The following is a 4,834-nucleotide window of genomic DNA, read 5'->3' as shown; positions in this document are numbered from 1 at the left end:
GAAGGATGTCGAGGCAACAATCTCGTCATCCCACGCGTGGTTGATGATTGCCCATATCCGCAGAGTTCTGCGAAAAATCAATCAAACCCCTTTCTGATTCAGGCTCTGAGAAATTGACCAATCTCTTGAGCGATTATTTTTTATCTTGCGATTAATCGAATCTTGAACACTATAACCGTTGAATTTTATCTGCTGATATCGTTCTTTTTTATCATTATCAAAAGATAACTGAAATTCATCGTCATCTCTAGATAATGACAAAATACGTCTAATATTAATGCGATAACGATTAGCTTTACGTGTTAATCTGGTTTTTGTGATTCGCTGAACTTGTAATAATTCTCTATATGAATAAGAAGCTAATTCGAAAGAATCTAAAATATTTTTATCTATTGAATCAATGAAATTGACAACAGCATAAGCCAGCGTTTCAGCATCACAGATATCATCTAAGTTACTGATTTTCCTAATTTTTTCGTATAATTTGTATCTATAAAATTTATTGAGAGTATCTAATTTGTCATATGTTGAAGTGTTAATTTCGTATATATGTCTCTCTAAAATATCATAATTCATATGCTCCTTTTGCCAACATTCTTGAAAAAACTTATTGACATCGGGAACTTGTGATATTATATAAACATCAACAAGCTCCTGATGTCGTTTTTTTGTCGTGATTAAAATTATATCATGGATTTCGGAAGGAAGTGAATGTTTTTTCACTTCCTTTTTCAGTTTTAAGCAATCAAAGCCAGTTTTTCCCTAATATCAGACTCTTTCGCGTTTATGTAACGCAACAACATTTGGCTTGTTTTGTGTCCGCTCATGCTCGCCAATGCACCTAATGACAGCCCTGCATCCGCTAGTCTGCTAATAGCTTCATGCCGTAAATCATGAATACGCAAATCAGGACAGCCTGCACGCTTACGTGCTGTTTTCCACAAGTTGTCTACCGTGGTGGAGCATATAGAAAAAAGTCTATTTCCGTAGGTTTTTCCGTGATTCACGTTAATCAGTTTCAGAACTGCATCCGTTGCTTTTTTGGACAAGTGAACAGTGCGATTTGTTCCATTTTTTGTATCATTCTTTTTTATTGACCACCCCATTCGTCCTTCGATTACTTCATCAGCGGTCGCCTGCAAGATTTCGCTCTTTCTCATTCCTGTCGCCAGTGAAATCTCGAAAAAACAGGACATCTCTAGGGGATGACAACCACTTAATAACGCTTGTCTTAATCTGCGTTCTTCATCGCCTTGCAATCTTCGATCACGTCCAGCAGGAGGTGAGGGGAGTAGGATTTCTTTGACTGGATTATGTAATTCAGTCAGTCCCCAACCGTCCTTCGTTCGTGCTGTTCGAGCGGTTTCGAAGATGACGGAAAGCCTGTAAAGGTCGTTGCGAATGGTCGAAGGTGAGGGAATTTTTCCTTTATTCGTTCGCCTGTTAATTTTCCATGTATGAATCATTTCCGCCGATATGTCTTTGAGCGGAACGTCTGCAAATTCAGAGCGCATCCACATTTTTAGGCGCAAAAGTGCCTGTTTGAAGCCTTTCAGCTTCTCCAAATCCTCATACATATATTTTTGGATAGCTTTTTTCAGAGGCCAATCAATAGAAGGTATGCTGTCATTCTTCTTTTTTTCGGCTTCTAATTCTTTGATATTTTTAGGTTTTTGGGATTTTTTTGCGATAAAATCTTCACGCTTGAATACGTTCGCGGGATTAACGATTTCGTCACGGATTGCGATTTCCACCCTGTCACACCATTCCTTCGCTTGTGACTTTTTGGGAAATGTAGATGTTAAAGAATGGCCGTTTAATCTAACTGTCGCGGTATAGCGTTTCCCACGCTGTTGCACCTGTTTCATGTATATACGCCTGTCCGCTGGCATTTTCCTTTCAATTAATTGCGGTAGAGATAGCAATACAGCAACAAGTGAAAAAAGTCAATATCTAAGTAAGATTTAACTTGACTTTTTTAGAACTCGAAAACCGTTGTGCGAGCAATCGTACCGAGGGTTCGAATCCCTCCCTCTCCGCCAAGACTAATTCCCATAAATTCTCATAAGCTATCAAAAGCCTTGATCTTCAGGGCTTTTTGCGTTTTTTGTTTTCTCACGTGTTCTCATTTTGTTTCATACAAGCTCAACGCTTTGTGGGTAACGAGTGGGTAAAATTTTCCTATGTGTGGGTAACGGAAAGCATGCTGACAGATACCGGGGTCAAAACAGCAAAGGCTAGGGACAAAGCTTACCGTCTGGCTGATAGTGAGGGGCTGTTCGTTCATATCATGCCAACCGGCAAGAAATTCTGGCGTATGCGTTATAGGTCAGGTGGCAAAGAACAGACCCTGACCTTTGGTCCTTACCCGTCTGTGTCTCTGCGGGAGGCCCGTGGCATGCGTGATAATGCCAAGGACATGATCCGCCAGGGGGTTGACCCAGCGCAGGCTGGGAAGCTGGCTCCGGTTTTGTCTGCAGCGCGTGAGGAAGATAGCTTCGAGAGCGTTGCGCGTGAATGGTATGAGCAACGCAAGGATCTATGGAGGCCTCGGCATGCTCATGATGTGATCCATAGCCTTGAGCGGGATGTATTCCCCTTGATTGGCACATTGCCGCCTGGGCAAATGACAGCTCGCGTTGTTCTGCATGTCCTGAAGCAGATAGAGGACAGAGGTGCGGTTGAGACTGCGCACCGAGTCCGCCAGCGGATGAGTGATGTGTTTGTCCATGCCATCGCTACAGGTCGGGCTGACAATGACCCTGCATCTGTGGTTAAGGCTGCCTTGCGGCCTGTCCAGCGTGGGCGCCAACCCGCCATTACTGATCTTGACCAGGCACGGGAAATGATCGGCCGAGTTGAGAGTAGCCCGGCCCACCCTGTAACACGCCTTGCATTCAGGCTTCTCTATGTCACGGCAGTCAGGCCGGGTGAGGTGCGCGGTGCATTATGGGAGGAGTTCCATGAACTGGATGGATCAGAGCCAGTATGGATTATTCCAAAGGAGCGGATGAAGATGGGAAGGGACCATATTGTCCCGCTCACACCGCAGGCAGTCGCGGTGGTCAATGCGTTGCGCCCATTCACAGAACGTTGGCCGCACCTGTTCCCTAACACACGCCGACCCAAGACCATGATGTGTGAGAATGCCCTCGGCTACCTGTTGAACAGGGCCGGATACCATGGGCGGCATGTGCCGCACGGGTTTCGCTCTACGTTTTCCAGCACGATGAATGAGCGTTATCCGCAGGACCATGCTGTCATTGAGCTGATGTTGGCCCACGTATCGCGGGATAAGGTGGCGGGTGCTTACAACCGGGCATTGCATCTGCACAGAAGGCGAGAACTTGCCCAGTTGTGGAATGATCTGATTTTAGAAGGACAACTGCCAGTTGAGGAATTAGTTTCTGGTAAACGAAAGCCCGTTAACTAATCAGTGTCATATTTTAATAGGCCGGTCGTTGCGCACCTCTGGGATGGTTATTGTTTCGGGAGCAGCTTGCGGGGTTGCGTTGGGCGAAGTGGGGCGGGGTTGCCAGTGGGTTATTTCACCATGAATTTCATGGCCAAATATTCCATCAACCCAGAAATTTCCTTCTTCTGGGCAGCTATCGCAATACTGGCCATATTCTCCGCATGTATGTGGAATAGGGCCAAAGTAAGCATCGGTAATTCTTCGACTTTCTCCATCTGAATTAATAACCCACAGATCAACATACGTCCCATCCCTTGGCGCACTCTCAATCGGTCTCCAAGCCGCTGCGTCTGCTGCTGCGAGGGCGGAAACGATAGATTTACGGAACTCTCCGCCCTCATATGGTTTCCGCTTACTGTATTGGTCGAATGTTTCTCCGCTGGAGAACTGCGTTGTGTGGCTCCATGCAGCATCAACAGCCGCCTCTATGCGTGGGTCAGTCATGCGATCCACCTAAAGCTTCGGCCATCTCTTTCCTGCGCCGTTCATTTTCAACCTCTATCGTCCGGTCAATATCTGAAAACGGCAATTTCTTGCGAGACCGCTGAAGCGTGTAGCCATGCCGGGCCATAACCCACAGGAAAATGTCGATCGTATAAACTTGAGCAGTTCGCCAGTTTACACTGTCGCCCCGATCTCCATTCCGGCTCTTTTCGATATTCCGCTCTTGCACTTCATCAAGAAACTTAAAAATATCTTTCTGGTCATGAAAGTCTCTCATGAAGCGCGGCAAATGCATGCCGCTTTCAAGATATCCCTGCACTGTATTCATCACCCCACCTCTCGCGCTGCGTCGATAGCTTGGCGGAATGGAATCCCGCCGGTCTGGGTGAAAACAGCGTCTAATTTCTTATCTGGGGCAACAGGCGCTGGACCTTTTACGAGCGCCATAAGAATGAATTGCCGCTCCAACCAATCCAGCCGCTCACTATCGCGATCAATCTCCGCCCGCACGCGCCGTTCGGCCCGGCGTTCAGCTTCGAGGATGTGAGCCAGCGCTGCTGTTCTTGCGCTCAGTGACAATGCATTGGAAAAGATGTCCTCCTCCAATGCGGAAATTTGCTCCTCTCTCGTCCTCATGGCGCGTCTCCTAGTAGGAGGATTTCACGGTGCGCTTTTCGAAAAGCCCAAAGAATATCAGGCGTTTCCTTTCCATGGATTTCCTTTTCTTCTTTAATGAGGGTGAGGATTGCTTTCGCGCACCGCTCCCGTTCCACCGCCAGCATCTCGGTTAGCTGCGCGGGACTGATACCAACCATTGTTTGGCCTGACTCACGGGGTACCCATCGGTTTAAAAATGTGATTCACAGGATGCTGACCATTCTCTGAAGGAGGCATTCTGGATGGGCAGCCCTCTGT

7 protein-coding genes and 1 pseudogene are annotated in these 4,834 nt (G+C 46.8%); 2 read left to right on the top strand and 6 right to left on the bottom strand.

The window, feature by feature from the left end; genetic code table 11:
* Positions 1-97: pseudogene (locus tag GOB86_RS14700) on the top strand (IS5/IS1182 family transposase); the annotation flags it as partial.
* Here GOB86_RS14700 and GOB86_RS14695 read toward each other — a convergent pair.
* Both GOB86_RS14695 and GOB86_RS14690 read right to left on the bottom strand, forming a co-directional pair.
* Entirely contained in the window at positions 82-723 is a 642-nt protein-coding gene (locus GOB86_RS14695) for a hypothetical protein (protein WP_165993379.1), read from the bottom strand. The pseudogene GOB86_RS14700 and the gene GOB86_RS14695 sit on opposite strands and share 16 nt — an antisense overlap.
* Before the next feature lie 14 nt (positions 724-737).
* Complete coding sequence (locus tag GOB86_RS14690) at positions 738-1,868, bottom strand: site-specific integrase (RefSeq protein WP_165993377.1); 1,131 nt, start codon at positions 1,866-1,868, stop codon at positions 738-740.
* 335 nt (positions 1,869-2,203) lie between these two features.
* Here GOB86_RS14690 and GOB86_RS14685 point away from each other — a divergent pair, with 335 nt between their 5' ends.
* Entirely contained in the window at positions 2,204-3,433 is a 1,230-nt protein-coding gene (locus tag GOB86_RS14685; RefSeq protein ID WP_165993375.1) for a tyrosine-type recombinase/integrase, read from the top strand.
* 6 nt (positions 3,434-3,439) lie between these two features.
* Here GOB86_RS14685 and GOB86_RS14680 read toward each other — a convergent pair whose 3' ends face one another.
* The 4 genes from GOB86_RS14680 to GOB86_RS14665 are packed head-to-tail and all read right to left on the bottom strand — an operon-like array spanning position 3,440 to position 4,734.
* Entirely contained in the window at positions 3,440-3,919 is a 480-nt protein-coding gene (locus tag GOB86_RS14680; protein ID WP_165993373.1) for a hypothetical protein, read from the bottom strand.
* The gene (locus GOB86_RS14675) at positions 3,912-4,247 is read right to left on the bottom strand and encodes a hypothetical protein (RefSeq protein ID WP_165993371.1); all 336 of its coding nucleotides are present in this window, start codon (positions 4,245-4,247) and stop codon (positions 3,912-3,914) included. Before GOB86_RS14675 ends, GOB86_RS14680 begins: the two co-directional genes overlap by 8 nt.
* The gene (locus tag GOB86_RS14670; protein ID WP_165993369.1) at positions 4,247-4,555 is read right to left on the bottom strand and encodes a hypothetical protein; all 309 of its coding nucleotides are present in this window, start codon (positions 4,553-4,555) and stop codon (positions 4,247-4,249) included. The genes GOB86_RS14675 and GOB86_RS14670 overlap by 1 nt, the downstream gene beginning before the upstream one ends.
* Positions 4,552-4,734, bottom strand: coding sequence for a hypothetical protein (locus tag GOB86_RS14665; RefSeq protein ID WP_165993367.1), 183 nt, complete (start codon positions 4,732-4,734; stop codon positions 4,552-4,554). The genes GOB86_RS14670 and GOB86_RS14665 overlap by 4 nt, the downstream gene beginning before the upstream one ends.
* Positions 4,735-4,834 lie beyond the last annotated feature (100 nt).

The sequence above is a fragment of the Acetobacter lambici genome (assembly GCF_011516885.1).
In the GTDB taxonomy this organism is placed as follows: domain Bacteria; phylum Pseudomonadota; class Alphaproteobacteria; order Acetobacterales; family Acetobacteraceae; genus Acetobacter; species Acetobacter lambici.
Note: the sequence above shows the minus strand (reverse complement) of the source record. Positions and strands in the feature narration are given on the sequence as shown.